Source organism: Microbacterium sp. 4-7 (genome assembly GCF_014332665.1).
Taxonomy (GTDB): domain Bacteria; phylum Actinomycetota; class Actinomycetes; order Actinomycetales; family Microbacteriaceae; genus Microbacterium.
Map to the genome: position 1 here is coordinate 1 of NZ_MCRH01000006.1, position 25,918 is coordinate 25,918.

Genomic DNA, 25,918 nt, shown 5'->3' on the forward strand with positions numbered 1-25,918 from the left:
CGCTCGACCATGCCGATAGCGCGGTCGGTGAGGCCGTCACCGGGATAGAAGTCCTCGTAGTGCTCCTCGACGTCCGCCAGCGTGGTGAGGCTGCACAGGGCGAGCAGTTGGCGGATGTCGTCCACGTCGCGCCCCGGGCGATTGGCGCGGAGCTTCATGGCGAGGAGCGCCTCTTTCGAGGCGACTTGGACGACAACGCTGTCGCGGTCGTAGATCGTCTCCCACTCGACGGGTCGCCGCCCGAACGTGGGCACCGAGTCTGCGTTCTCCACCGCGAAGTTGAACCAGCCGGCGCTCCATCCTCGTCGATCCGCCACACGCTCGGCTGCGGCGAGGACGGCGTCATCGCTTCCGGGGTGAATGTGAAGAGAATCGAGGTCTCCAGTGGTGCGCCGGTCGAAGTACCTGATGACGAGCGCGGCACCGCCGACGAGGCGTATGCCCGCGACTTCACCGGCCGTGTGGAGCTCACCGACGAGGTCACGGAGGCCGGAGATGATGTCGTCGCGATCGAGCGAGTCGCCCATCAGACGCTCGCCAGAGTGTCTCGCCAGACAAGGACGCCACGCTCGAGGAACTCGGCGGGGACGTCCTCGGGGGCTGGGATCGGGTCCGCAGGATCGACGTCCAGGGTTCGAGGCGCCCGGAGCTGTCTGTTCGGAGCGTCAACCCATGCGGGAGAGGGGAGTCCCTCCTCGCCGAGGCGAAGATCCACGAGTGCTGCAAGGGCCGCATCCCACGCGCGGTCGCCAGTCGGCTCCGGCTCGGCGAGGCCGAGGACCCCGCGTACAAGGCCGTGTTCGGAGTCGAGGTTGTCACTCAACTGGATGAGCTCGCGAAGAGCACTGTACTTGTCGCCCGCACGCAGGTACCTACGGATCGCTGCGGCGATGGTCGCCGCGTCGTCCCGCCGCGTGGGTGCGGAATACAGTCGGTGGCCGGTGCCGCTGAGGAAGCGCTCGACGGTGCTGAACTCGGCCTCGCGACCGCTTTCGAATCGCGAGACTCGGCCCTGGTCGACGTTGGTCCGTTGGGCGAGATCCTTCTGTGTGAGGCCGCGGCTCTTTCGAGCGGCGCGCAAGAGAACTGATGCGTTCGTCATGTCGCCTCCTCTCAGAAATGGTTTCAGAGCCATATTCTATCGGGTTTCGAGGCCGAGCGGGACCGACGCAGTGGCGCGGCATCCTGAGGGGTCTGGCGACCAACAGTATGCGGGCGTCGGTGAGTGACCGACTTTCCCTCCACAGAAGCCGTCTGCCCGAGCGCACAGGAGCGCGGCTAGCCTCGAGCGGTCATCCGGCGGATCTGCTCGGCGTATCCGTCGAGGACGTCGAAGATCCCGCGGTGCTGCCAGACGCGGTTGCGTCCTTGGCCGGTCGTCTCGGTGAGCACCCCGCGATCGGTGAGTGTGTCCAGCGCGCGCAGCGCCGCCATCTCGCCGAGTCCGAGCGCGCTCATGAGGTACTTCGTGTTCACAGCCGGCTGGCCCACGAGCGCGGGAAGGACCTTCCAGACCGCAGCGTCGGAGCGGACGCCCTGGAGTAGAGCGCGGGACTCGTCCAGCTGCGCGACGAGATCGTCGACCAGCTGCGTCCCCGTGGACGCGGCGATGCGACTCGCCATGGCGAACTCGCGGATGATCGGGGCAGCGTCGCCGGCTCGGAAAGCGGTCAGCGCCTGGAAGTAGCGCCCGGTGTTCACGAGCAGTCCTGCAGAGATCGGTACGGCGGTGGAGCCGACGAGACCCTTGTTGCGCAGGATCGACTGCGCGAGCGCGCGGCCGGTGCGGCCGTTGCCGTCGACGAATGGGTGGATGGTCTCGAACTGGGCGTGCGCGACAGCGACCTGAACAAGCACGGAGATGTCCTGGCGCTTCACGAATCTGACCAGGTCACCGATCGCACCGGGAATCCGGTCGTGGTGGGGAGCTATGAACTCCGCCTGGCGGGGGCCGGCGTTGCCGGGGCCGATCCAGACCTGTTCTTGGCGGTAGAGACCTGCTTCGTGCTCGAGGCCTGATTGGTGGCGCAGCAGAGCGTGGTGCATCTGCAGGATGGAATCCTCGGAGATCTCGTCCGAGAGCGCGAGGGCTGCCTCCATGGCGCGGACGTTCCCGATCACCGTGAGCGCGTTGGCCTTGTCGCCTTCATCGATCTCGGCGAGAGCGAGCTGCTTCGCCGACGTCGTCAGCTGCTCGATCTGTGAGCTGGACGCGGACTCTGTGCGCAGCAGGATCGCGGTCATCGGGCCCAGGGCCGGATTGTCGGTGCCCAACGTGCGCCGCGCATGCTCGTCGAACGCGACCAGCTGGCGCGTGGCGTCTTCGACATCAGCGGCGTCTTCGCTGGGAACCTGCGGGCTCCACTCGGCGATCGGTGCTGTGACCGTCGCCTCGTACGGCCCGGTCTGACGCACAACCTCGGCCCGTGAGAACATCTCCGGTGCGCGCGGCGCCCAGTCGAGGGTCTCGCTCGAGACGGCATCGATGGGGATGCGTGTGCTGGGCGAAGACGTGGACATCACATCATCATACCAACACTTATGTACCTAGGTGTTGGCAGGGTGTGAATCAACCCGCGTCTGGCGCGAGGGGCTGTCTGCGTCGAGATCATGTCGCCGGATGAACGCGAGCGTCTCTTCGGTCGTGAAGGTTCTACCTCGACGTTCGGCGAGAGCCTCGATCCGAAGCTCCTCCATGCCCTGTCGGATCTCCTGGAGACGTGCGAGACGCGCCTGGTCTGGTGGGTCGATCATGGTGCCTGTCGATGACCTCGAGCGGTACAAGCCTGCGATGCGCGGTAACGCGGAGTACCTCGTCACTCGATGTCTAGTTGAGTCTTGTGGGAATGGATTCGAGCGGGGATCCTGACTCTGCCGGATGGCGCCGGGGGCGATCATCTGGCCGGAGTGACTCCGGCGGGCATCGGCCTCACTCGGGGCGCCTCGCATCAGCGTTCCTCCCTCGCGCGAGGCGTCCCGCATCCGTCCTCCGCGACGAGAGGCCCGGGAGGTCACAGCGGTGATGCCGTGTGTCGACGAAGCCAGCGGATCGCTGAGCTGTCGCCGCACCCAGATCGCACCGTCGAACAGCGCCACGGGTCGAGAGGCGGCGCATGATCGAAGAAAAGCTGGGGCCGGCCCCCGACTCTCCGTCGTCGCGCCACACTGATGTGGTCTCTGTGGCGACACAAAGGCCAAGGCCGGGTCTACCGGCTCGATCGGGTGAAGGGGCGGCGGACTGTGCTGACGCGAAGATTGGCCGCAGATGAAGTGCGCAGTCACGCGCCGCGCCTCCTTGAGCTTCAGCACGAGGCGTACGCTGTCGAGGCTCGGCTGATCGGTGACGACCGCATTCCGCCGCTCCATGAGACGGCGTCCGACCTGCTTTCGGCTGGCTTGGAGTGGCTGGTCTGCGTCGACGAGAATCACCAGATCGCCGGCGCGGTGGGATACGTGATCGAGAACGACGTCGTCGACCTCGACCGCCTCATGATCGACCCCACCCATCACCGGAAAGGCCTGGGCGCCGCGTTGGTGGGGCAGGTCGTGTCGCTCGCGCCCCAGACGGTCGTCGCGACCGGGCGCGACAATGCGCCAGCTCGAGCGTTGTACGAGTCCCTCGGCTTCGTGCACCAGTCGGATGCCGAGCCGATTCCCGGCCTCTGGGTCAGTCGCTACTCTCGCACCCGAGCGTGAGGAGTACGAGACAGGGCCGACTCACCCTTCGCCTGACGCTCGACTCCGGATGCTCCCGCCTCGCGCCCGCGCTCACGCCCGCCTCACGCCCCCGCTCACGCGCAGGATTCGTACGGCGGCTCGTCGAGGGTCGTCGCCGTCACTCCCCAGATGATGTCGGTTCCGGCGGTGTAAGTCAGGAAGACCGAACCGGTGCCGGCTTCCGACTCGATCGCGAGATAGCGGCGATCGCCGACGCTCTCGACTTCGACCGCGTCGGGGTAGACGGCCAGCGCCTGGTCGAGCCGGGAACCGAGACCGATCCCCTCAGCGGTCAGCGGGCCGACGGCCGGCTTGCCTTCGAGGTCGACGGGTGAGGCGGACACCTGCACGAGGTCGACCACCGCGGGGTCCTGTTCCGAGACCTCGGGGCGCTGAACGGTGAGCATGTATCCGTCGGCCTCCGTGGACGCGAGCCACGGGCAGGCGTCAACCGGAGCGGCACCCGCCGCCGCCACGGCTTCGTCGTAGGGCGCGCCGAGTTCCACGTCTCCGATGCCCGATGGGCTGACGCCCGCGGCCGGCGTGGAGGATGCGCTGGGCGACGGACTCGGCGCAGGATCAGCGGATGCCGTCACCGTCTGCGTGACCGTCGGGGTGGGGGACGCGGGGGCTGCGCATCCGGCCAGCAGCGCAGCCGTGACCGCCATCCCGAACAGGGGCGAGAGGATGCGTGCACGGCGAACCTGGGGTCGTCTGGTGTCGATATCCATGCTTCGACGCTATCGGCGCGGTCGTGACCAGCCCGTCGATTCTCACGGGATTCCCAGATGCCCCGGCATCCGAAGGCGGATGCCTTCTTCTGTCCCCCTGAGGCCGTTCAGCGCTGAGGTCCGGGTCTCCTGCGGGGCGGCGTGGGCTCGGGAAAGTAGTGCACCTCTGTGGGCTCGCCGTCGGTGTGCGCCCGCGCGGTCGCCTGGATCTCACGGTCGCGACCGGTCAGTCTCTGGGTCTGCTGTCGTCGGTACTCTCCCCAGGAGGGGACCATGAAGGACTCGAGCAGCAGGTCCTGCTCTTCGCCGCTGCGGAGGAGAGTCCATCGGTACCCGCCGGTTCGCCGCCGCGAACTCTCCACCAGTCGCATGGATTCTCGGAACGCGTCGATGCTGTCGGGTCGCACGGTGTAGGTGATCTGCACGAGAACGGGGCCGTCTGTCGGCTGGGGGTCGAGGACGAGGGTCGGGGTGGGCCATGACATCGAGACGGTCCGGTCGACGGTGCTGGTGCCCGGCAGAAGCGGCAGCCACATCACACTGGCTGCGATGACGACGAGCAGCGCCGCGGCCACGGTTAGCGATGTCGCGGTGCCGACTGCTCCGGCCAGGGCGCCCCAGCCGAACGACCCGACGGCCATCGTTCCCATGAAGACGAGGATGTAGATCGATGCTCCTCGCGATCGCACCCACTGCGGGAGGGTCAGTTGCAGTGCGGCGTTCAGCACGGTGAGCGTGCCGATCCAGGCGACTCCGGCGAGAACGAGCAGCAGCAGCAGGGGGACGAACGGCAGCCATGCCGCGGCGAGCGTGCCGGCTGCGAACAGCAGAGCGCTCACCGCGATCACCGCGTTGTCCGAGAACCTCTTCCGGGCGATGGGCAGAACGAAGATGCCGAGCACGGCGCCGGCACCGAGGGCGCCGAGAAGGAGGCCGTATCCGCTCGCTGTGAGGTCGAGCCGTTTGGCGGTCACGGGAAGCAGCGCCCACAGTGCGCTGGCGGGCAGGGCGAAGAGAGCGGACCTCAGAAGGATGCGGCGCACGAGGTGGGCGGATGAGACGTACCGGACTCCTGCGCGCAGCGCGGCCGTGAACGGTTCCCTGTCGTCGAGTCCGCTCTGCGGCGGCCGTCGCCACCACAGAAGGGCGACGACTGCTCCGATGAAGCTGAGCGCGTTGATGCCGAAGACGACGGGCGCGCCGAACAGCGACAGCAGCACGCCAGCGAGCGCGGGGCCGACGGCGCGGGCACCGTTCACCGTGACGCCGCCGAGCGCGGAGGACGCGCCGATGAGCGGGCGGGGCACGAGTTCCGGTTGGATCGCCTGCCAGGCCGGGGACGTCAGCGTGGAGGTGATACCGAGCAGGAACGTGAAGCCGAGGATCGTCCACGGAGTGAGCTCGTTCAGGGCGGCGATGACGGTCAGCGCCGCGGCGATCACGGCGCTCGCCACCGACCCCCAGATCAGCAGTCTGCGGCGGTCGAGGGAATCGGCGAGCACGCCCGCGGGGAGGGAGAACAGCACGGCCGGGGCCAGACTCGCCGTCTGCACGAGGGCGATGATGGTCGCGCTGGCCGCGGCGTCGACGAGGTACCACTGTGCGCCGACGGTCTGCATCCAGGTGCCGATGTTGCTGCCCAGTTGCGCGAACCACAGCACCCGGAATGCCGGGATGGCCAGCGGCGCCCAGGCGGAGACGGCGGCGGATCTCGGTGCCACAGGTCGAGAGGTCATCGGGTCCGCTGACATATCCGGCTGTCCTTCCGCAGAGCACATCGAGCCTGGCGCCTCGATGCAGATCGTATAGCCGGAGAACGCAGGCGGAGGTCGATCGGTCGATCTTTCGACTTTCGTCCGAAGGTCGGCACGCAGCGTTCCGATGCGCGGTCGAGCGGCCTCAGCCCTCGGCATCCGTCGCGGAGCCGAGCTCGGACGGGTGGGTGAGCCGCCACCACTCGGTGGGCGGATCGATGGTCCCTGCGATGGTCACCGGGGCAGTGACGGTGTTCGGTCCGGCAGTCCAGGTGACGGTCCCCACGGCCGTGCCGTCGCGGTAGGTGGGAGGGGTGTCGATGTCCATCGTCAGCTCGATCGGCGTGTCCGACCAGGTGAAGATCGATGCGTCCTCGCCGATGACCAGGGTGGCGGTGGACCCCCAGGGTGTCGAGATCGTTCCGATCTCCTGGCCCTCGCTCGCGACGGGCACCTGATGGAAGCCGGAGCGGATGCTCTCGAGCTCGGCGATCACGGTGGCATTCACCGACTCGCGCGATGATCCGCCGAGGACGACGCCGGTGATCGCGAGCGGATCGGGCGCGCCCACGTCGAGCGTCGCCGTGTACAGCAGGCTGTGCGTGCCCTCGCCGAGGTTGCCGGTCTTCAGTCCCGTGATCCCGGCGGTGCCGAGGAGGGCGTTCGTGTTGATCAGCTGACCGGCGCCGGGGATCGAGACCGAGGGGGTCGCGACGATCCGAGCGATCGCCGGATGCGCGGCGGCGAGCTTCGCGATGGCCAGCAGATCGGCGGGCGTGCTCGTGTTGCTCGGACTGATGCCAGTGGGCTCGGTGACCGTCGTTCCGGTGAGGCCCTGGGTTGCGAGCCAGGCGCGCGTCGCACTGAGGAAAGCGCTCTGCGACCCGAAGATCCGGGAGGACAGCGCGTCGGCGTAGTTGCTCGCGGAGGGGATGAGCATGACGGCCAGGGCATCGTGCAACGACATCGAGGTGCCGGTGGGCATCGGAGCGATGGTCGCACCCTGCACGTAGTACTGGTCGTAGAGGTCGTGATCGGCCTTGCCGAACGTGATGGTCGGTCCGGGGTCGTCTGCGGAGGCGAGCGGTGACGCGTCGAGGATGACGAGGGCGGTGATGAGCTTGGTGATGCTCGCGATCGGGAGCGGCTCGCCCGTCCCCGTCGCCGACCACGTGCCGCTCGCCCCCTCGCCCAGGTACGCGTCGGCGCCGGACACGCTGATCGCCGATGCCGCAGCCGTATGCGTGGCGACGGCAGCCGCGTCGCCGACCGGGACCTGCGGTGCGCGTGCGGTCACGGCCGGCGGATCCACCGGAGCCGTGAGCGCCCACCCGACGTACCCTCCGGTCACGGCCAGCAGCAGGACCACGCAGACGGCGGTGATGATGAGTCCTCGTCGCCGGCGTCTTCTGCGCACCGCGGGGTCGACCCGATCACCGCTGAACTCCTGCTCATGCGCCATGAGCTCCGCGAAATCGGACAGCCCATCCACCGGCTGCCCGGGTGCCGTCATCGAGAGCCCCTCATCGCGTCCACCCGTCGCTCGCATTCCGCAGAAAAGGCCATCCTCTCGTATGCCGGCATCCTCCGGTATCCGCCGTTCGGGGGACAGCAACCGGTTGAAAGCCGCACGGCGATCCGATGGACTGACGGGATGCGATCGACGACTCCGATGCCGGGCAACCCCTGGCCGCACGACATGTCCATCACCGTGGAGGACAGGCCACAGCTCCTGCTCGAGTTGCTCTGGATTCGAGAGGCGCACGATCTGCGTCCCGTCGGCGAGACGCTGCCGCCGAGGCTGATCGAGATGCCCGCGGCTGCGGCGAACCCGGTGGATGCCGTCACCCGCGACCGCTGGTCGGCAGCCTGGTCGCGGATCTGGGAGGACGTGCTCGCGCACGCCGCCGTCGAACCCGACCGAGGTCTGCTCGATGCGGTGTTCAGCTCAGACCTGAGCTCGACGGAGCGGGAGCGCCTTCTGCGCGAGCTCGTCGGGCCAGCATGGCGAGACGACTTCGGCGGCGATGTCTTCGACGATGAGGCATATCGGGACTGGGAGCGGCGCGGCTTCGATTCTCACGTCGAGACACGACCGACGACGCTCGCCGAGAGTCCCGAGCATCGAGACGTCGAGGCGCTCGCGGATGCCTGGCGTCGCGGCCTACTGAAGGTCGTGACCATCCCGTGCCGCGAGTTGCACGTGCGACAGATCGGCCCTCACGCGCTGTTGGTCACCGATGAGGTGCGCAGCGACAGCGCGCAGTATCGGTCGGCTCTGGGCTCGTTCGCTCCGAAGGGGTGAGCGACCTCTCTGCGTCAGTCGGCGAACGACGAGCGGAGGTTCCGGAACCCTAGGATTGCCAAGGAGACCGGAAGCTCGCTCTCATGCGGCGTCGACGGGGCGCCGCCCGCCGGATCAGGGGAGCCTCAGGATGAAGACCGCAATCGGACGTCCCCGCAGCATCTGGCTCGCACTCGGGGTCGTGGTCTTCTACGTTCTCTGCGCGTGGGGGCTCGGCAACCTCCTCAGCGGGCTGGTCGGCGACGACGGCTCGTTGGCGGACTTCTCCCTCGGTCACTTCATCCCCCTCGCCGTGGGCATCGGCGGCGTTCTGCTGTTCCTGCGGTGGGCAGGCTGGGGTGCCGAGGTGTGGAGGGAGCGACCGACCCCGACCCTCACCCCTCGCCGGTGGTGGCTGATCTCGATTCCCGTGCTCGCGTTCGCCGTGCCGGTGGTCGAGCTGTTCGACGTGCCCTGGGCTGAGCGCTCGCTCGGCTTCCTGGCCGTCGTGGCGCTGGGAACGCTGATGGTCGGCTTCGGTGAGGAGCTGGTGATCCGGGGCGTCTTGCTCACAGCGGTCCGCGCGCGCTTCGGCGAGTTCGCCGTGTTCCTCCTCACGTGCTTCGTGTTCGCGCTCGCCCATATTCCGGGTTACCTGTTCAGCGGTCTGCCGCTCTTCATCATCGCCTTCAATGTGATCGCCCTGATGTCAGCCGGCGCCACCTACTACTGGATCCGTCGCGTCACCGGACGCATCTGGGTCGCCATGCTCATTCACGCTCTCACCGACTGGGTCCTCTACGTCGGGTCCGACGTCGGGCTTCCGTCCGCATCGGTCCCCGTGCAGCATTCGCCTGCGGACGACTCGGGGACCGGAGCGCTCGGGTACGTGGAGAGCCTGCTTCTGATCCTGCTGGCGATCAGCGTCATCAGCGTCATTCGGGAGAGCCGACGCGACAAGCGCAACGCGCTCAGCGACGGCACGGGGGTCTAGGCAGCGACGGATCTCACGTCGCGTCCCGCGCTCTGGCAGGCTTCTGGCATGCATGTGACGATCACTCCGGCGCCCTCTGCGACGTGGGAACGCTACCGAGACCTTCGGCTGGCCGCGCTCGCAGAGTCCCCGGAGATGTTCGGGTCGACGCTGCAGCGGGAGTCCGCGTTCGGCGACGATGTCTGGCGGAGCCGTTCGACTCATCCCGGAGCATTCATCGCGAGCATCGATGGCGAGGACGTCGGCATCGGCGGCGTCTACGACATGAGTGGCCGCTGGGTGGTCAACGGGGTCTGGGTCGCACCGGTTCACCGGGGTCAGGGAGCCGTCGACGCGCTGATGGTCGCCTGCGCGGACTATGTCTCCTCCCGCGGAGCGGACACGATCCATCTCGGTGTGATGGAGAGCAACCCCCGGGGGATCGCGGCGTATACGCGCCTGGGATTCGCGCCCGATGGGACGAGCGAGACGCTCCCGGACGGACGGATCGAGATCATGATGTCGCGGCCCGTGGCCACGGCCGGGGCCGAACATCCCGGCAAACGGTCGCCTTCGGACTGAGGTATCCGGAGTCCGAGCTAGTCGCGGTCGGCGTCGATCAGCTCGAGGAGTTTGCGCAGCTCGTCGCGGATCTCGGTGTGGTCGTACTGCCCGGCACGGCTCTCACCGGAGATGACTCCCGAGCGGCGTACCGAGCGGAGATCCCCGAAGGGGAAGGAGTACGCCTTCTTCGTCTCGGGGTTCTCGCTCTTGTCGATGCCCAGGTGCCAGTGGGAGAACTCGGTCCATCCGTGCTGCTCGATGAAGCGGTTCTCGTCGTCAGCGCTGGGCGCGGCCTCCGACCAGTCGTCGCGCTCGTCGCGGACGACCTTGCCGTCGCGGACCAGCGAGCGGGCGTGTTCGAGGGCGGGGTGATTCAGTTCGATAGCCATGCGCAGACGCTAGGACGGAGAGCGGCACCGTCGAACCCCCTTGACGCACCGGGCGGGAGCATCCCCCTCAGTCGGCGTCGGCCGAGAAGACGGGGCTGAGGAAGCGGCGCTCGTAGCGGCGGATGCATTGGGTTTTGCGTGCGAACTCGAAGGCCTCGATGCACTCGGGGTCGGTCTTCGATGCCGTGCGGTAGACCTCGTATTCGGCCAACGAGGGGAACGTGAACAGCGCGAACGCCTCATCGCTGTCGCCTTCGCTCGGCATGAAGTAGCCGTGGTGGGTCCCGCCGTGCTTCGCCACCAGACGGATCCATGCCCTGCCGTACTCGGTGAAGTCGTCGAGCTTGTCGGGGTCGATCTCGTAGCGCAGGTGAACCGTGATCATGTCCTTGATCCTGCCAGAGCCGGACCGCGCGTTCCGATCGTCACTCCGCCTGGAGGATGATCCGGAGCCCGCCCGGAATCTCGAAGGTACGCTGAGGGCATGGGTGATCAATCGCCGACGCCTGTTCGCCCGCTCTGGGCGAGCGTGGCAGACGGCTTCTACGTGGGCAGCCAGGACGGCTCCTTCCTCGGCTACGTCGACCGTCTGTCCGACGGCGTCTGGCGCGCATTCGACGCGGCCTCGCGCTCCATCGGCGACTTCGCGGACCACCATCGAGCGATGGCGGCGGTGACGGCCACCGTCGAGGTCGGCGCGCATCGGTCGGCTCACCACGGCGGGGACGGGGTGCGGAATGACTGAACAGAATCCGCTCGTCTCGCTCGTCTACTGCAGCAGCGCCACGCAGCCGTTCGGCGAACACGAGCTCGGTGAACTGCTGGAAGTGAGTCGCGCCCGCAACAGCGACCGTGACATCACCGGCATGCTGCTCTACCGCGGCGGAGAGTTCGTGCAGATCCTCGAAGGGCCCAGGGCTGACGTCGAGGCGTTGATGGAGAGGATCGGCCGCGACCCGCGCCACACGGATGTCCGCGTGCTGATCGAAGAACCGCTGCACGAACGGCGCTTCCGGGACTGGACGATGGGATATCAGTCCCTCGTCGCTCCCGAGCCTGGAACGGCCTCGGGATATCGCGACTCGTTCGACGATCTCCGCATGGGCGATCACGACATGATCGGTCGCGCGATCATGGAGCTGACGCTGTGGTTCCGAGTGCGTGAGTCGGCCAGCCGGCAGCCCGTCGAGAGCGAAGCCCGGTCGCGCTAGCCGTCATCTGAGGCGGATGGGCACGCTCGCCGCGCCACCACCCGGTGTCACCCCGGCCGGGTGAGGGCGTCCTGTCGGTCTCTTCGGGACCTTCCTACGCTGGCCTGATCCACGCAGGCTCAGGGGGGTCATCGACATGGAACGGCGACGACGGTTTCTCGCAGGACTCACCGTGCTCGCGCTCGCCGCGGCATCCTTGGTCTTCGGAGCGGCGCCGGCCTTCGCGGTGGCGGCGTTCTCGATCCAGAAGTCCGCAGTCGAGGCGGGCCCCTTCGGACCCGGCGACACGGTGACCTATCAGATCACCGTCAACTGCTCGTCGGTGAACGACCCCGGCTGCCTCAACACCGTCATCAGCGACGAGCTCCCGGATCCGCTCCTGTTCAACCCGGCGATCGCGAATCCGGTCACGGTGCAGATCAACCCGCCAGCCGGACAGCCCGCCGGCGACTACGACCTCGACGTGGACACGGCGGAGAACAGCTTCGCCATCACCCCTGGGCTGGATCTCACCGCAGACCCGGTCATCTGGCCCGCGGGATACAGCATGACGGTGACCGTCAACGCGATCGTCGACCCTGCGGCCGATGGCACGTGGGACGGTGCGACGGTGACGAACACGGCCACGGCGGTCGCCGACAACGCGCCGGCCACGCCGGCGACCGCGGACGTCGTGCTCGCCGTGGACACGACGCTCGAGTCGAGCATCGACAAGACGGTCGCGCCGACGAGCACCCTTCCGGCGGTACCCGGTGAGGTGGTCGACTGGACGGTCACTCCCGGGAACGCCTCGAACCAGAACGTCGACACGATCGTCATCCAGGACCCGGTGACGCCCCCGGGAGAGTTCGGCGGCTACCTCGATGTGACCGGCTACGACATCACGCCTCCGGACGGAACGGAGTCGACGACGACGGAGTACTTCGTCGACGGCACCTGGACGACGACAGCCCCGGATCCGATCAGCGAGTCCGGCGGTGTCCGTGTGACCTTCACCGGAACCTTCGCGCCCGGGGCCACGGGAGAGGTCGTCGTCCACACGGTCACGAACGACGCCGTCACATCGATTCCGGATGACACCGACGTGACGGTCGTCAACGATGCGTCGTCGACGGTCGCCCGCGCCGGAGAATCCAGCGACCCCACGACGGACTCGGCGTCCGTCGTGATCGCCCAGCGCCTCCCCGACGTCACGATCGAGAAGTCGTTCAGCGACAACACGCTCGTCAGTGGCCAGAGCGCCACCGCCGGCATCGTCGCCACCGTCGGATCCCAGAACGTCCAGACGCTCACCGTCACCGAGCCGACTGCGGGCGCCGCGACCTTCACCGAGCAGGGGCTGCGGTTCGACGGATTCGGCGATGTGGAATGGCCCGTCGCCGCGACCGCTGCCGAGATCACCTATCAGTACAGCGACTGCGCAGCCAGCACGGAATCGACGACCACTCCCGATACGCTGCCCGAGCCCACCGACGGCTGCACGGTCGAGGGATTCACCATCGTCTACTCGGCCGAGGGGGATGCGATCGTCGCCGGTTCCTACGCGGCGATCCCCATCGACATCACGGCGCTGCCGACCGACGACGCGGTGGCGAGCACCAACGCGGTAGACACCGCCGCCGAGAACAGCGCCGGCCAGATCGGCATCGATGACGCGTCGGCCCCGTTCACGATCGACCCCCTCACGCTCGACACCTCCGTGACCAAGTCCATCGCTCCGGACACGATCTGGGGAGTGCCGGGAACCGACGCGGATGTCACGCTGACGGGCAACGTCACGCCGGAATCCACGACGGGATCCGAGCGCCTCGTCATCTCCGACCCGGCGGACCCGCAGGCCGACACGGCGTTCTGGGATGCCTTCACGGCCACGGAGATCACGAACACGGACATCCCGGCATGCACGACTCTCACCGTCCGCTACTGGCAGGAACCGGACGGGCCGTGGACCGACTTCCCGGACGCGACGGAGGTGCCGGGCCCGGAGTCGCTGTGGTCGTACGAGATCCCCGCGGATCTCCAGGACGACATCGGCGGCATCCAGCTCGAATACCTGCCGCTGGATGCGGACGGCTGTCCTGTTCTGCTCCCGCCCGGGTTCACGGTCGCCACGCACATCGGCGTCGACCTGACCGACGCGCAGGACGAGGAGGCGACCTTCGCCAACACAGCGCAGTCGCTCGTCGACAACCCCGATGCCGGGGGGGAGAAGACCGCGGACGCATCGGATGACGTCGACGTGCTGCCCATCGACGGCGGGGTCGGACCGGACTTCCTCGACAAGCAGTGGCTGCAGGACGACGTTCCCGCGCTGTCGGGCGAACGCCGCACCGCCCGGCTCCTCTGGTCGACGGAGGGGCTGAACATCAGCAGCATGACCCTCACCGACATCTCCGAGACGGCGGACCCGGCCGATACGGCGGGATCGGTCTACGACGCGTGGAACCTCGTCGCCATCGATCCGATCACGACGACGACCGACCCCCTGATCGCGGGAGACGTCGTCTCCGAGGTCGCGCTGTACCTGGACGGGGCGGGATGGACCGACATCACCGCGCAGGCATGCGCGGCAGGATGCGACGGGGAGTTCGGTGGCTACACGCTCACCGAGGCGCAGAGCGCCGACGCTCTCGCGGTCCGGATCGTGATCTCGGAGGGGACGGACGGCGAGGGCGTCGGGTCGTCGTACGAACGCCGTCCCCTGGATCTGCAGTTCCAGGTGCGCGACACGCTGCGGAGCGTCCCCTCGCAGGCGGTGCTGGGCAACTTCCACGACTACACGTACAACACGGGTGAGCCGGGACTCGTCGACAACACCGCCAGCGCCCGCGGCGTCAACGCAGCGACAGGAGTCGACAGCCTCGACGGCGCGGACGACACGATCCTGATCGTCGATCAGCCCATCAACGCCACGCTCACCAAGACCTTCGATCAGGATCAGCTGGGGCTGCCGGCCGTGGATCCGCCTGCGGACCCGTCCGACTATCCGCTCATCAGCGCGACCCTCGTGGCCACGAACATCTCTGCCGCCCGGGTGTCCGGCATGGTCATCGACGACCCGACCGCAGGGGAGGCGCTCGCGGACACCGCGTTCGACACCCTCGATCTTCATGACATCGACGCGATCGAGCTGCCCGCGGGCATCTCCGAAGAAGAGACCGTGGTCACTCTCGCCCGCGGTGCGGGTTCGACGGAGTACTCGTATGCCGAGGCCCTCGAGCTCGACTCCACCGACCTCGCCGACGTGACGGGACTCTCCGTCGCGTTCCGCTCGGACGACGGGACCCCGGCGATCCCGACCGGCGCGTCGGGACGAGTCCTGCTCACCTGGCAGCTGCGAGACGTGCTGAGGTCGGACCCGGCACAACCCGTCACCGTGACCCCCGCGGGCGAATCGATCGTCAACGACGCCCATGTGCAGCTCGAGAGCCCGGTGCTGGAGGGATGCGCCGACAACCAGTGCGGCACGGGCATCGCGGATGCCGCTGACGAGTTCGCGATCGTCGCGGCGAGCTATGCGATCGAGACGACCAAGACGATCAGTCCCGAATCCGTCTATGAGGACGAATCGACCACGTACGTCACCGAGCTCGGCGGACGACCGAACGGGACCGCGCGCACCACGTCCTTCGAGCTCACCGACAGCACGCCGACGTTCTGGAACACGATGGACTTCGTGGGCGCGCAGATCGCGGTCCCCGCCCCGGTGAACGAAGTGGCGATGGATGTGCTCGTCGATGACGACGCCGGGCGCGACGTCGAGTACGACGAGGTCGCCGGCGATCTCGTCGCCACCTTCAACGGCGCACCGGTGACGGACGCCTCGCCGTGCTGGGAGGCCGGCGAGTGGATCGCATCGCCCACGCCGTCGACCGTTCAGCTCGACCCACCGGCGGGTGTCGACGCGGACACGATCGTGGGCGTGCGCTTCAGCGCGCGTCAGGTGGACGCGGACGGCGAGATCCTGCAGTGGGAGCGTCCCTTCAACCCGCAGCTCACGTTCGCAGTGACCACCGAGCGTCGGGATTTCCTGCGCAGCGACCCCGATGTCCTCGTCTCGACCACCCGACCCGATCTGCAGCCGAACCCCGGCGAGACGGAGCTGGGCGTGATCAGCGACGACGTGCAGTCGTACAGCACGGCGCAGTTCGGTCCCGATCAGGTCTTCGAGCAGGAGGGCGAGGCATCCGATTCGACCGTGGTGCTGCATCGACCGAACGCGGTCGAGGTCACGAAGACCCGCGGATCGTCGGCGCTCGTGAGCGCCTCCGGCACGATCCCCTATGTCATCACCGTCGCCAACACCGGGCAGTGGGACATGACCGGCTTCGAGGTGGTCGACCAGATCGAGACGGATGCCGAGGGCTCGCTGCTCGTCGAACCCACTCCGCCGGCGTATGCCTTCGCGCTCAGCGGCTCCGGTGCCCCCACCGAGGACCCGGGCTTCAGCGCCGAGCTGGATGAGGCCACCGGTCTGCTCACCATCACTGCGCCCGACGACTTCGTGTTCGAGGCCGGCTGGACGCTGACGGTGACCGCGCCGCTGCGGTTCCGCGACGACCTCACCCCGGACACGACCGTCGGCAACACGGTGACCGTCAGCTCCGACCGCCTCTTCGAGACCTGCCAGGGCACGACGGTGATCGACGGTACCGATCTCGCGCCGAAGAGTCCCGAGTCCGGTGTCGCGACCTGCGCGGCCGACACGGAGGTCACGCCGCTCGCCAGTGCGGCGATCTCGGCGAAGAAGTACGTCAAGGGAACGGGCGCGGGCGACCCCGCCACAGCCGACGACGATCTGGGCGTGCTCAACGTCAGCGGCGACGCGGCGGCGTGCGACCCGACGCTGCCGGGCGTCGTGGACGACGGCTACCACTCGTTCCCGTGCGCCCCTGTCACCCGCCCGGGAGGCGAGGAGTCGTGGCGCATCGACTTCACCAACAACGGCAACACGAGTGCCAGAGTGGTGGCGGCGGTCGACACGCTGCCCACGGTCGGCGACCAGGGCGTGATCGTCGCGGCGGACCGCGGGTCTCAGTTCCCGGTGACGCTGTCGGGCACCCTCGCCGCGAACTTCGCCTCCCTCCAGGACAGCGCGTATGCCACGTACGGCATCTATCTCTCTCCGGCTCAGCTCAGCCAGTCCTGCAACGACAACGCGATCAAGGTGTTCACCGAGGATGCCGCCGTCGACCCCGCCTGCGACTTCCAATGGGAGCTGGCGAGCGATGCCACGCCACCCGAGACGCTGGCCGCCGCGCGGAGCGTGCTCCTCGTGCTCGAGTACGACAACCCCGACGCCCTCTCGCCGGCACCAGGACTTCGTCCGGGCGAGACGCTGCGACTCACCTACGAGACGCAGACGCCGTTCGTGCTGCCGGCGGCGTCGGCCGTGCCGTCGGGTCTTCCCGTCGCCTACAACTCCTTCGCCACCGCATCCCGCTCCAACGCCACCGTCTCGCAGCCCGAGCGGCCCTCTCTCGTGGTCGAACCGCAGAAGGTGGGCGTCGCGGCGGCCACCGGCCAGCTGCTCCTCGCCAAGGACGTGCAGGCGCCGGAGTTCTCCACCGACATCGAGCTGCCGGCGAGCTACCCGCTTCTCGTGACCTGCACCTCCGGCGGCGAGGCCGTCACCCTGCTGCGTGCAGACGGCAGCGACGCGAGCCGTCCGTCGGTCGACGCCGACGGCACCGTGCTCCAGTACAACAGCGAGACCGGACCCGTGAACCTGCCCCTCTTCTCGACCTGCACCGTGGCCGAAGACCCGGTGCTCCCGGGGGTGACGGTGACCGTGGATCCCGAGACCGGAGTGACCGCCGATCGGGACTGGAGTGAAGAGCCGTCGATCTGGGACCCCTACAGCGGTGACCCCGAGCAGGCGGCGATCACCGTCATCAACGACTTCGCCGCCGGTTGGTTCTCCGTCGCGAAGAGCGTCGACAACGGCGGTGCCTCCGACGAGAACGGTGAGCCCGTCGCCTACACGCGCACGTATTCCTTCGAGGCGACCTGCAGCTATCTCGGGCAGGAGGCGATCCCCGAGGCCGACCGGCAGTTCACGCTGCAGGACGGCGACATCCGGACCTTCTCCGACCTCCCTGCCGGATCCGAGTGCTCGGTCTCCGAGACCGACGCGGGCGGCGCGGCGCAGACCACCATCGTCGTCACGGAGGACGGAGTGGTGGGCGATGAGGTCGTCACCGACGAGACCTCCTTCACGATCCTCCCGTATGCGGACGGGTCGTCGGCGGCGCTGACCGTCGTCGGCGTCGAGAACGCGTTCACCACCGGTGCCGTCGAGGTCACGAAGTCGATCGCGGGCGCCGGGGGAGACGAGTGGGGCGGTGCGACCTTCACCGTCGAGATGGTGTGCACGCTCGAGGGTGCGACCCCGGATCCGGTGTACTCGGACTCCGCCACTCTCAGTCGAGACGACCCCACCTGGCTGGTCGAGGATCTTCCCACCGGTGCCGAGTGCACGGTGACGGAGACGGCTGACGGCGGCGCCAATTCGAGCACGGGTCCCGTCACCGTCGTGGTCGGGGACGACCCGGCGACTCCCGTCGAGGCAGATGTGACCAACACGTTCACGGTCGGCGCCCTCCAGGTGCAGAAGGAGCTCGTCGGCGCGCCGGCCGCGGAGCTGGATCCGGCGATCCAGGACGAGTACCTGATCAGCCTCGCCTGCACACGGGACGTCAACGGCGTCATCACCGACATCGAGATTCCCGGTGGACCCACCCGCATCATCGTCGGCGCGGGCAGCGCGTTCTATCAGGGCCTGCCGACCGGAGCCGCATGCACGGTCTCGGAGCCCGAGGCGGGGCACGCGACCGGCACGACGATCAGTCCGGCCCAGCCGGTCATCATCGGCGACGACGTGACGCCCGTGGAGGTGTCCGTCACGAACGAGTTCGACAACGGCTCGGTGTCGGTCGAGAAGACCGTGGATGCTCCCGACGGGTTCCCCGTGCCTGCGGAATACACCGCGACGGTGTCGTGCGACTGGTTCGGCGCCGAGGTGCCGCTGGTCGATGACGGGGTCGTCACGCTCGTTCCGGGCGCAGCCCCGGTCGTCATCCCCGACGTTCCGGTCGGCTCGGTCTGCACGGTCGCCGAAGACGACGCCGGCCAGACGGCCGCCGTCGTCACTCCCGAGGCCGTCACCGTGACGGCAGCGGATCAGGTGTTCGCGCTCACCGTCGAGAACTCCTACGAGTGGGCGGCGCTCGAGGTCGGCAAGATCGTCGAATCCGACAGCCCGTTCGTGCCCACCGGTTTCGAGTTCGACGTCGTGTGCACCTTCCGCGGAGAGGTCGTGGTGGACGACACGTTCACGCTCGATGCGGGCCAGACCGAGGTGATCTCGCCCATCCCCGCACGCTCGGAGTGCACCGTCACCGAGACGGACGACCGGGGGGCCGACGACACGATCACCGCGGCCGAGGTCGTCGGAGCAGACGGCGAGCTGGCACCGCAGATCGACCAGGAGAGCCGCACGGTGGTGATCCCCGAGCTGCAGCCGGGCACCGACACCACCGTCAACACCGTCACCTACACGAACCTGTACGACGCAACGGCGCTGCTGCTGGTGAAGGATCTCGAGGGTGCGGGTGCCGAGCAGTTCGGATCCGACGAGACCTTCACCTTCACCGTCGTCTGCGTGCTCGCCGGCGAGACGGTGCTGTCGACCTCTGTCGAGCTGAATGCGGCGAACGGATGGTCGACGCCGCTCACGGATGTCGTTCCGGGATCCGAGTGCACCGTCACCGAGGACGACCTCAACGGGGCGGATGCCGTGGTGATCGAGCCCAACGACGGTGCGGACACCTCTGTCGGCATCGGCGTGGTGCCGGTGACCGGCGGCCTCGTCACCGTGACCGCGACGAACTGGTATCTCACCGGCTCGCTCGAGGTGACGAAGACGTTCGCGGGCGACGGCGTCGAGAAGTTCGGCAACGCCGCGTACGAGCTGCGGCTCACGTGCGTTCGTGACGGAGAGGTCGTCGGCATCCCCGACGGGGCAGTGCGGGTCGTCAGCGCCGACTCGCCGACGGCACTGTGGGAGGAGCTTCCGACCGGGTCCGCCTGCCGCCTCACCGAGGTCGATGACGGCGGTGCCAGCTCGACGGCGATCCTGAACTCCGCAGGAGAGGTCGTCGCCGGTGATGGCGAGAGCTACGCGTTCACGGTGCAGACGGACCCGTCGATCCTGAGCGTCGACGACCAGCCACAGCCGGGACTGGACGTGCAGAACACCTTCGACCTCGCACAGGTCTCTGTGTCGAAGACGGTCGATGGTGGCGGAGCCGTGGCCGCGGACGGCGAACCCGTCGCATACGGACCCTTCGAGGTGACCCTCGAATGCGTCTGGGACGAGCAGCAGGTGCAGGCGCTGGAGCCCATGACCCGGACGATCGCCGATGGAGAGACGATCACGTGGACCGAGCTTCCGCAGGGCGCCGAATGCGAGGTCACGGAGACCGATCCGGCGGATGCCGACTACACCACCCTGGTCGTGACCGAGGGCGGACAGGCAGGCGACACCGTCGCGGGAACCGCAGCGGAGCTCGCACCGCTCCCGGATGTGGACTCCGCGGATCAGACGTCTGTGGCGATCACCAACGTGTTCACCACCGGTGATCTCCGCATCACGAAGATCGTCGACGGATCGGGTGCGGACACCGTCTCCCGGCTCTTCCCGGTGCAGGTGACATGCGTGCTCATCGATTCGTCCCACCCGGACCCCGGCCTCGTCGTCCTCGACTCGTCGTACGAGATCGGCGGACCGGACCGAGCGACGGCGCAGATCGAGGGGGTGCCCTCGGGCAGCGAGTGCGTGGTCACCGAGACGGACACGGGCGGGGCGACCGAGACGAGGATCACGGTCGACGGTGAAGAGGTTCCCGGAACATCGACCACGGTCACGGTCTCCGATCAGAACATCGGCCTCGTCTTCACGAACACGTTCATCGCACCTCTTCCCTCCACCGGACTCGACGCGCGGGACGCATGGCTCGCGATCGGCGTGGGCATCGCCGTGCTCGGGGGCGGGGTTCTGCTCCTCGTCCGGGCGAGAAGGCGACGGCTCGGATGGCAGCGTGCTGGGAGCGCGCCGGGGCTCACCTCTGATGGGTGAAGCGCCGATTGCACCGCCGGTCCGCAGACGCGAGGCTGAGTCGCACGACCACCGCGGTGACGCGGTCGCTATCCCAGGAGGAGACGATGGTGCAGAACGATGCGACGGCGGCGATCACGAAGCAGCAGGAGGCGCTGAAGGCGGCGCTGCCGTTCGACGACACCCGTGACTTCGATGCGGCGGACCGCGGTTTCCTCGGCACCATCAGCCCCGCCGTGGTGCACGACGACGAGGGCAATGTGGTGTGGGATGCCGACAGCTACGACTTCATCACCGGCGATGCCCCCGACACGGTGAATCCGAGCCTGTGGCGTCAGTCGACTCTCGTCTCCAAGCACGGGCTGTTCGAGGTCGTCGAGGGCGTCTATCAGGTGCGGGGATTCGACCTGTCGAACGTGAGCTTCATCGAGTCGGACACCGGCGTGATCGTCGTCGACCCGCTCATCTCGAAGGAGACGGCCGAAGCGGCGCTGTCGCTGTACCGCGAGCATCGCGGCGACCGCGCTGTGGTCGCCGTCATCTTCACGCACAGTCACATCGACCATTTCGGCGGGATCTTCGGCATCGTGTCGAAGGAGGACGTCGAGTCGGGTCGGGTGCAGATCATCGCCCCCGAGGGCACGGTGGCCGAAGCGGTGGCGGAGAACGTCTACGCGGGCACCGCGATGGGGCGGCGGGCCGGATACATGTACGGCGCCGCTCTCGAGCGCAGCGCGAAGGGGGCGCTCGGCGCGGGCCTGGGGCAGACCACTTCCACCGGCCACGCTGGAATCATCCCGCCCACGACCGAGGTCTCTGAGACCGGTGAGTCCCACACGGTCGACGGCCTGGTCATCGAATTCCAGATGGCGCCCGGCACCGAGGCACCGGCCGAGATGCACTTCCTGTTCCCGAAGTATCGGGCCCTGTGCATGGCGGAGAACGCGACGCACACCCTGCACAACCTGCTGACCCTTCGCGGGGCGCTCGTCCGCGATCCGCACGTCTGGTCGCGCTACCTGACCGAGGCGATCGAACGCTACGGAGATCAGGCCGACGTGGTCTTCACCTCGCACCACTGGCCGACCTGGGGCAATGCTGAGATCCTCGAATTCCTCGGTCTCCAGCGCGACCTCTATTCGTACCTCCACGACCAGACTCTGCGGATGACGAACCAGGGCATGACCGGCGCGGAGATCGCGGAAGAGATCCAGCTGCCGCCGATTCTGGAGAACTCGTGGCATGCCCGGGGCTACTACGGCAGCGTCAGCCATAACGTGAAAGCGATCTACCAGCGCTACATGGGGTGGTTCGACGGCAATCCCGCGCGCCTGTGGCCCCACCCGCCGAAGGCGCTGGGCGAGCGGTACGTGGCTCTGGCCGGCGGGATCGACCGTATCGTCGACGCGGCGCAGGCGGCGTATGACCAGGGCGACTTCCGGTGGGCGGCGACGCTGCTCGATCACGCGATCTTCACCGAACCGCAGAACCCGTCCGTCAGAGAGCTCTACGCGGCCACCCTCGAGCAGCTCGCCTACGGAGCCGAGAACGGCACCTGGCGGAACTTCTACATGTCGGGGGCGACGGAGCTGCGCACCGGCAACTTCGGTACTCCGACGACCACGAACGCCCCGGAGATCGTCGCCCAGCTCACCGCCGAGCAGCTGTTCGACTCCGTCGCCATCTCGGTCGACGGACCGCGTGCGTGGGACTTCGACGTCGCGCTCGACTTCACCCTCACCGACGAGGCGCGCAACTTCCGTGTCACGCTCCGCAACGGGGTGCTCGTCTACATCGAGAAGGCCGCGGACTCCGACACGGCTCAGGCGTCACTGTCTCTGACCAAGCCTCGGCTGCTCGCCCTCGTCGCCGGGGACACGGACAGCCCTGGCGTGAAGATCACCGGCGATGCCTCGGCGTTCGCCACGCTCACCTCGGTGCTCACGGCCGGCGATCCGGCATTCGACATCGTCACTCCCTGAGGTCGTGGTGCCGTTCGCATCTCGAGGTCGGGCGACGTCGGATCGCCGTGTCCCGCGGCTGCTCTGGCTGCCATGACCGACGACACAGGCCGAGCCGTCATCGCGGATCTGTGCCGCATCCCCAACCCCGACGCGATCGATCGCACCGCGTACGTCGAGCTGGGAGGTGTCGCGCAGTTCGTCTCGATCCGAGGTCGGGATGCCCGCAACCCGGTCCTCGTCGTCTGCCACGGCGGACCGGCGCTTCCCGCTCTGCCGTCATCGTGGATCTGGCAGCGCGCTGTCGAGGACTACTTCACCGTCGTCAACTACGACCAGCGCGCCAGCGGCAGGTCTGCGGTCGGCGCGCATGACGGGATGGACCTGAGCGTCGAGCGGTACGTCGCCGATCTCGTGGAGCTGATCACGTGGCTCCAGCGCGAACTGGGCGTGCGCAGGGTGGGGGTCCTCGGCCATAGCTGGGGGACGATCATCGGCATCACGGTGGCTGAGCGGCGACCCGATCTGCTCTGGGCCTACATCGGGGTCGGGCAGGTGATCTCCGGCCCCGAGAACGAGGCCGAGAGCTTCGCGTTCGCGATGCGCAGTGCGATCGCCGATCAGAACGACGACGCCGTCGCCGAACTCGAGTCGCTCGGCGAGTATCCCGGAGCGCAGCCGCTCACGCTGGAGCGCATCGTGACGTGCAGGAGGTGGGCGCAGCACTACGGCGGGCTGTCTGCCTATCGGTCGGAGTCCGCGTACTTCACGGACTCCGAAGCACTCTCGCCGTACTACACGGAGGACGAGGTGGAACTCATCAGCGTCGGGCAGCAGGTGACCATGCCGCAGGTGCTGCCCGCTCTGCTGTCGTTCGACGCGAGCGACAGGACCGCGTTCGACGTGCCGATGCTCCAGTTCCTCGGACGCCATGACTGGACGACTCCCACGCCACCCGTCGAACGGTGGATCGAACGCGTGTCCACTCCGTCGACGCACGTCGTCTGGTTCGAGAACTCCGCCCACCTCTGCATGCTCGAGGAGCCGGGGAAGTTCGTCGTGAGCCTCGTGGAGCTGGCACTGCCGCACGCGGACACCGCCTGATCCGGCGGGCGGCGCTCGCCGCGGAATGATCAGACCCCGTGCGGCCATCCGGTGTATGCCTCTGCGAGGAAGGTGCGACCTGCCTCCGACTCGACGACCGAGCGCAGCTCCCCGACCTGTCGACGCTGATCGAACGCGGATGCATCCGACGCGGTGTGCAGCATGCTCGTCATCCACCACGAGAAGTGCTGGGCCTTCCAGATGCGGCGCAGTGCGGTGTCGGCGAACGCATCGATGAGACGCGTGTCGGTTTCGAGCAGCAGGGCCCGCAGGGCCCGGTCGAGCAGCACGACATCGGCGACGGCGAGGTTCATGCCCTTGGCGCCGGTCGGGGGCACGGTGTGCGCGGCGTCGCCGACGAGCACGGCGCGTCCGTGGCGCAGCTCGTGCGCGACGAAGCTGCGGAAGCGCAGAACGTCCCTCTGGAAGATGGGACCCTCGGTCAGGGCCGTCCCGGGAACGCGCGCCTGCAGGGTGTCCCAGATCTCGGCTTCGGAGACGGCATGCGGGTCGGCTTCGGGGTCGCACTGGAAGTACATGCGCTGCACGGTCGCGCTGCGCTGACTGATCAGCGCGAATCCGTCGGGGGAGTTGCTGTAGATCAGCTCGTCGGAGCTCGGCGGCGCTTCGCACAGGATGCCGAACCACGCGAACGGGTACTCCCGGAAGTATCCGCCGGAGGAGGAGCCTGTGACAGCGGGGCGCACGACGCTGCGCGAGCCGTCGGCTCCGACCACGAACTCGGCCTTAATGCGCAGATCGGTGCCGTCCGCTGAGGTCGCGGTCACCCAGGGGTGATCGCTCTCGACGTCGCCGACGGCAGTGGCCTCGGTCTCGAATCGGAGATCCTGACCTGCGGCGAGCCGCGCGGCGATCAGATCCTTCAGAGCCTCGTGCTGCGGATACAGCCAGACGCTGCGGCCGGTGAGGGAGGGGAAGTCGATGCGATGACCTTCGCCCTCGAAGTGAAGCTCGATGCCGTCGTGCCGGTTGCCGACCGTCAGCACCCGGTCGCTCGCCCCGGTCTCGCTGAGCACCCGGACGGTCTCCTGCTCGAGGATGCCGGCGCGGATCGTGGACTCGATCTCGTCGCGGCCGCGTCTGTCGAGGATGATTGACTCGATGCCGGCATCGGCCAGCAGGTGCGAGAGCAGGAGCCCGGCGGGGCCGGCGCCGACGATGGCGACGCGGGTGCGGACGGTGATGGTCATGGCGTCTCCTTCGACGGATGTGTCGCCAGCCATTGTGGGCGCGTGGGCGCGGCACCCAGCGCCTTCTACCGTTGAATGGGATTCCGCCTCAGCGGCGCCCGCCCAGTGCGCGCTCGATGTCCCGCGCCGCCGCGAGCAGTTCGCGCAGTGCCGGCTCGATCGGAGCCTCGCGGCGCAGCACGACCGAGAGCGCCGCCGCGACGCTCCCGGTCTCATCGTGCACGGGCACGGCGACACCCGTGGATACGGCCTCGATGTATCCGGGTGCCGCTGCATGCCCGACGGCCCTGACCTCGGCGAGCTTGCGACGCAGCGCGGCCGGGTCGGTGATGGTCTCAGCGGAGACCGCGGGCAGCGGACCGGCGAGGACGCGCTCCTGCACCGCCCGGTCGGCGTATGCCAGCAGGATGAGCCCCGATGACGACGCATGCAGGGGAAGACGCCCCGCCACCCGAGTGACGTTCGAGCCGGATTCCGGGCTGCTGAGGCGTTCCAGGAACAGTGCTTCGTCCTGCTCCAGGATCGCCAGCTGGGTGTGCTCGCGCACCCGCGACTGCACTCGCTCCATGAAGGGCAGCGCCGCCTGACGAAGACGCAGGGCATGGGACGACCGCGTGGCGAGCTCCCACAGACGCATCCCGATGCGGATCCTCCGGTCGTCGTCGCGTTCGAGCATTCCGGCATCGACGAGCTCGCCCACGATGCGATGCGCCGAGGACGCGGGCAGCCCGGCCCTGCGGCCGATCTCGGCGGCGCTCTGCACGGTGCGCGCGGGCGTGAACGTCTCGAGCACGCGGATCAGTCGTTCGGTGACGGAGTCGCCCGAGGAGGAGTTGGCCATGCGTCGATGATCGCACGCAGCGCGCCTCGTGTCTCATTGGATGGGAATCGGACACCATTC

The 25,918-nt window shown here is 68.1% G+C and carries 19 protein-coding genes; 9 read left to right on the plus strand and 10 right to left on the minus strand.

Translation table 11 applies throughout. The features are described from left to right. The 3 genes from BEP68_RS12435 to BEP68_RS12445 all read right to left on the minus strand — a co-directional run. On the minus strand, positions 1-527 hold a 527-nt coding region (locus BEP68_RS12435), incomplete at its 3' end, for a DUF6036 family nucleotidyltransferase (protein WP_187250156.1). Then, entirely contained in the window at positions 527-1,102 is a 576-nt protein-coding gene (locus BEP68_RS12440) for a helix-turn-helix domain-containing protein (RefSeq protein ID WP_222839403.1), read from the minus strand. The genes BEP68_RS12440 and BEP68_RS12435, both read right to left, overlap by 1 nt. 176 nt (positions 1,103-1,278) lie before the next feature. Beyond that, positions 1,279-2,520: a Fic family protein gene (locus BEP68_RS12445; protein WP_187250158.1), complete on the minus strand. Its 1,242-nt coding sequence runs from the start codon at positions 2,518-2,520 to the stop codon at positions 1,279-1,281. Between the two features lie 648 nt (positions 2,521-3,168). Here BEP68_RS12445 and BEP68_RS12450 point away from each other — a divergent pair. Beyond that, positions 3,169-3,696, plus strand: coding sequence for a GNAT family N-acetyltransferase (locus BEP68_RS12450; protein WP_187250159.1), 528 nt, complete (start codon positions 3,169-3,171; stop codon positions 3,694-3,696). A 95-nt stretch (positions 3,697-3,791) separates the two neighbouring features. Here the strand turns inward: BEP68_RS12450 and BEP68_RS12455 are convergent, their stop codons facing one another. The 3 genes from BEP68_RS12455 to BEP68_RS12465 all read right to left on the minus strand — a co-directional run bounded on the left by BEP68_RS12455 (position 3,792) and on the right by BEP68_RS12465 (position 7,715). Then, a complete protein-coding gene (locus tag BEP68_RS12455; RefSeq protein ID WP_187250160.1) occupies positions 3,792-4,448 on the minus strand; it encodes a hypothetical protein in 657 nt (218 codons plus the stop codon). A 107-nt stretch (positions 4,449-4,555) separates the two neighbouring features. After that, a complete protein-coding gene (locus BEP68_RS12460) occupies positions 4,556-6,184 on the minus strand; it encodes an MFS transporter (protein ID WP_187250161.1) in 1,629 nt (542 codons plus the stop codon). 163 nt (positions 6,185-6,347) lie between these two features. Further along, positions 6,348-7,715, minus strand: coding sequence for a D-alanyl-D-alanine carboxypeptidase family protein (locus BEP68_RS12465; RefSeq protein WP_187250162.1), 1,368 nt, complete (start codon positions 7,713-7,715; stop codon positions 6,348-6,350). Positions 7,716-7,856: 141 nt separating this feature from the next. Here BEP68_RS12465 and BEP68_RS12470 point away from each other — a divergent pair, with 141 nt between their 5' ends. From BEP68_RS12470 to BEP68_RS12480, 3 genes are all read left to right on the plus strand, one after another. Continuing rightward, positions 7,857-8,507: a hypothetical protein gene (locus BEP68_RS12470; protein ID WP_053097678.1), complete on the plus strand. Its 651-nt coding sequence runs from the start codon at positions 7,857-7,859 to the stop codon at positions 8,505-8,507. Positions 8,508-8,637: 130 nt separating this feature from the next. Continuing rightward, a complete protein-coding gene (locus BEP68_RS12475; RefSeq protein WP_072591810.1) occupies positions 8,638-9,480 on the plus strand; it encodes a CPBP family intramembrane glutamic endopeptidase in 843 nt (280 codons plus the stop codon). A 48-nt stretch (positions 9,481-9,528) separates the two neighbouring features. Further along, positions 9,529-10,041, plus strand: coding sequence for a GNAT family N-acetyltransferase (locus BEP68_RS12480; RefSeq protein WP_187250163.1), 513 nt, complete (start codon positions 9,529-9,531; stop codon positions 10,039-10,041). 17 nt (positions 10,042-10,058) lie between these two features. On the opposite strand, the gene BEP68_RS12485 is transcribed toward BEP68_RS12480, so the two are convergent. Then, positions 10,059-10,412 (minus strand): hypothetical protein, encoded by a 354-nt coding sequence (locus BEP68_RS12485; protein WP_187250164.1) that lies wholly within the window; start codon positions 10,410-10,412, stop codon positions 10,059-10,061. 67 nt (positions 10,413-10,479) lie between these two features. Next, entirely contained in the window at positions 10,480-10,797 is a 318-nt protein-coding gene (locus BEP68_RS12490; protein WP_187250165.1) for an NIPSNAP family protein, read from the minus strand. Between the two features lie 99 nt (positions 10,798-10,896). Here BEP68_RS12490 and BEP68_RS12495 point away from each other — a divergent pair, with 99 nt between their 5' ends. The 5 genes from BEP68_RS12495 (at position 10,897) to BEP68_RS12515 (ending at position 23,806) form a co-directional block, all read left to right on the plus strand. Continuing rightward, entirely contained in the window at positions 10,897-11,157 is a 261-nt protein-coding gene (locus tag BEP68_RS12495; protein ID WP_053097671.1) for a hypothetical protein, read from the plus strand. Further along, positions 11,150-11,623, plus strand: a complete 474-nt coding sequence (locus tag BEP68_RS12500; protein ID WP_187250166.1) for a BLUF domain-containing protein — start codon at positions 11,150-11,152, stop codon at positions 11,621-11,623. The genes BEP68_RS12495 and BEP68_RS12500 overlap by 8 nt, the downstream gene beginning before the upstream one ends. Before the next feature lie 136 nt (positions 11,624-11,759). After that, on the plus strand, positions 11,760-20,762 hold the full coding sequence (locus BEP68_RS12505) for a DUF5979 domain-containing protein (protein ID WP_187250167.1): 9,003 nt from the start codon (positions 11,760-11,762) through the stop codon (positions 20,760-20,762). 86 nt (positions 20,763-20,848) lie between these two features. Beyond that, positions 20,849-22,723, plus strand: a complete 1,875-nt coding sequence (locus tag BEP68_RS12510; RefSeq protein ID WP_187250168.1) for an alkyl/aryl-sulfatase — start codon at positions 20,849-20,851, stop codon at positions 22,721-22,723. Between the two features lie 72 nt (positions 22,724-22,795). Next, a complete protein-coding gene (locus BEP68_RS12515) occupies positions 22,796-23,806 on the plus strand; it encodes an alpha/beta fold hydrolase (RefSeq protein WP_187250169.1) in 1,011 nt (336 codons plus the stop codon). Positions 23,807-23,835: 29 nt separating this feature from the next. On the opposite strand, the gene BEP68_RS12520 is transcribed toward BEP68_RS12515, so the two are convergent. Both BEP68_RS12520 and BEP68_RS12525 read right to left on the minus strand, forming a co-directional pair. Continuing rightward, entirely contained in the window at positions 23,836-25,017 is a 1,182-nt protein-coding gene (locus tag BEP68_RS12520) for a 4-hydroxybenzoate 3-monooxygenase (protein ID WP_187250170.1), read from the minus strand. A gap of 88 nt (positions 25,018-25,105) precedes the next feature. After that, a complete protein-coding gene (locus BEP68_RS12525; protein WP_187250171.1) occupies positions 25,106-25,858 on the minus strand; it encodes an IclR family transcriptional regulator in 753 nt (250 codons plus the stop codon). Positions 25,859-25,918 lie beyond the last annotated feature (60 nt).

What these genes read in the sequence shown, in the direction of transcription:
- BEP68_RS12445 (WP_187250158.1), bottom strand. Translation starts at nt 2,520, where the DNA reads ATGTCCACGTCTTCGCCCAGCACACGCATCCCCATCGATGCCGTCTCG.
- BEP68_RS12485 (WP_187250164.1), bottom strand. Translation starts at nt 10,412, where the DNA reads ATGGCTATCGAACTGAATCACCCCGCCCTCGAACACGCCCGCTCGCTG.
- BEP68_RS12520 (WP_187250170.1), bottom strand. Translation starts at nt 25,017, where the DNA reads ATGACCATCACCGTCCGCACCCGCGTCGCCATCGTCGGCGCCGGCCCC.
- BEP68_RS12525 (WP_187250171.1), bottom strand. Translation starts at nt 25,858, where the DNA reads ATGGCCAACTCCTCCTCGGGCGACTCCGTCACCGAACGACTGATCCGC.
- BEP68_RS12455 (WP_187250160.1), bottom strand. Translation starts at nt 4,448, where the DNA reads ATGGATATCGACACCAGACGACCCCAGGTTCGCCGTGCACGCATCCTC.
- BEP68_RS12495 (WP_053097671.1), top strand. Translation starts at nt 10,897, where the DNA reads ATGGGTGATCAATCGCCGACGCCTGTTCGCCCGCTCTGGGCGAGCGTG.
- BEP68_RS12480 (WP_187250163.1), top strand. Translation starts at nt 9,529, where the DNA reads ATGCATGTGACGATCACTCCGGCGCCCTCTGCGACGTGGGAACGCTAC.
- BEP68_RS12470 (WP_053097678.1), top strand. Translation starts at nt 7,857, where the DNA reads ATGCGATCGACGACTCCGATGCCGGGCAACCCCTGGCCGCACGACATG.
- BEP68_RS12505 (WP_187250167.1), top strand. Translation starts at nt 11,760, where the DNA reads ATGGAACGGCGACGACGGTTTCTCGCAGGACTCACCGTGCTCGCGCTC.
- BEP68_RS12475 (WP_072591810.1), top strand. Translation starts at nt 8,638, where the DNA reads ATGAAGACCGCAATCGGACGTCCCCGCAGCATCTGGCTCGCACTCGGG.
- BEP68_RS12515 (WP_187250169.1), top strand. Translation starts at nt 22,796, where the DNA reads ATGACCGACGACACAGGCCGAGCCGTCATCGCGGATCTGTGCCGCATC.
- BEP68_RS12460 (WP_187250161.1), bottom strand. Translation starts at nt 6,184, where the DNA reads ATGACCTCTCGACCTGTGGCACCGAGATCCGCCGCCGTCTCCGCCTGG.
- BEP68_RS12465 (WP_187250162.1), bottom strand. Translation starts at nt 7,715, where the DNA reads ATGACGGCACCCGGGCAGCCGGTGGATGGGCTGTCCGATTTCGCGGAG.
- BEP68_RS12450 (WP_187250159.1), top strand. Translation starts at nt 3,169, where the DNA reads ATGTGGTCTCTGTGGCGACACAAAGGCCAAGGCCGGGTCTACCGGCTC.
- BEP68_RS12510 (WP_187250168.1), top strand. Translation starts at nt 20,849, where the DNA reads ATGGTGCAGAACGATGCGACGGCGGCGATCACGAAGCAGCAGGAGGCG.
- BEP68_RS12440 (WP_222839403.1), bottom strand. Translation starts at nt 1,102, where the DNA reads ATGACGAACGCATCAGTTCTCTTGCGCGCCGCTCGAAAGAGCCGCGGC.
- BEP68_RS12500 (WP_187250166.1), top strand. Translation starts at nt 11,150, where the DNA reads ATGACTGAACAGAATCCGCTCGTCTCGCTCGTCTACTGCAGCAGCGCC.
- BEP68_RS12490 (WP_187250165.1), bottom strand. Translation starts at nt 10,797, where the DNA reads ATGATCACGGTTCACCTGCGCTACGAGATCGACCCCGACAAGCTCGAC.